Here is a 1,163-nt window from a genome sequence, read left to right as displayed (position 1 = left end):
AGCTTCAACCGAAGAGATCATCACGATCATCTCTAAACTGCAAAATTGTTCGAAGAGTGCCGTTTCAGCAACAAATAACAGCAGCGATTTGATTCAAGAGTGCGTTGAGCAAGCACAAAAAGCCGGTGCAACCATCGACCAAATCGAAAAAGGCGCAGATAACATTGCTGAAATGAGCATTCAAATTGCGAGTGCTTGCAGCGAGCAAAGCTCGGTAACAGAAGAGCTGCATCGTAACGTGGAACACATCAACCAGTTCTCTAGCGAAGTGGCGACAGGTTCACGCCAAACAGCAATTGCATGTCGCGATTTAAGTGAGCTGGCGGTAGGTCTACAAGAGATCGTCGGTCAATTCAAAACTGCATAGTCACTCACGTCATTCTTATCTATTCAAGCCCAGCGCTCATCGCTGGGCTTTTTTAATGTCATTTGCCGATAAAAACCGGAGCTTGGTCAAGGTTCTTTAAATTGAGGCCTTCATAGCCCTCTTCCAACGCTAAGCCTCTCTATTTAAAAAGAATCGCTTGTAGATAAAATGCTAAGCTCTAAAAAGAAATCGTTATGGATGGCGGTTAGCGACGGGTTGGCGGGCTCAATCAACACGCTCCCGTTCGCAAGTTATCTATTCATGCATTACTTCTTCAAAGGAAGCACCGCACTATGAAGCGAATCATTTTTGGCACATTGATTATTGCCCTTTTAAGCGCCTGTTCGAAAGATAACACGCACCAAGCGCTTGGCACCCTAGAGCGTGACCGCGTAACGTTTACCGCCACATCTAATGAGATAATTAGAGCCCTTCCTGTCAAAGAAGGCAGCTTGGTCAGTGAAGGGGAAGTGTTGGTTCAGCTCGATACCAAGAATCAACAAGCAGTTCTTGCACACGCCGTTGCCGAGCAAGCCAAAGCGGGAGCGTATTTGCTTAAATTGACCAATGGTGAACGCCCAGAAGACATTGCTGCTGCATCGGCACGCGTAGCCCGAGCGGAAGCGCAACTCACCGAAGCGCAGAAAAACTATCAACGCAAAGCAGAACTGGTGCGTAAAAAGCTCATCAGTCAATCCGAAAAAGATTCCGCTCTTGCGGCAAGGGACTCGGCGAGAGCCGAATTAGACTCAGCAAAAGAAGAGTTCAGTAAGCTCACCGCAGGTTCTCGCCTCGA

At 47.5% G+C, this 1,163-nt stretch carries 1 protein-coding gene and 1 pseudogene; both read left to right on the top strand.

Annotated features, from left to right (window positions below):
- Window positions 1-367 (top strand): annotated as a pseudogene (locus tag R7E42_RS24940) (methyl-accepting chemotaxis protein); the annotation flags it as partial.
- A 293-nt stretch (window positions 368-660) separates the two neighbouring features.
- Window positions 661-1,163, top strand: a 503-nt coding sequence (locus R7E42_RS24935) for an HlyD family secretion protein (protein ID WP_318073225.1), incomplete at its 3' end; no start/stop codon positions are given.

Source organism: Vibrio sp. Vb1337, from assembly GCF_033338715.1.
GTDB classification, from domain to species: Bacteria; Pseudomonadota; Gammaproteobacteria; order Enterobacterales; family Vibrionaceae; genus Vibrio; species Vibrio alginolyticus.
Note: the sequence above shows the minus strand (reverse complement) of the source record. Positions and strands in the feature narration are given on the sequence as shown.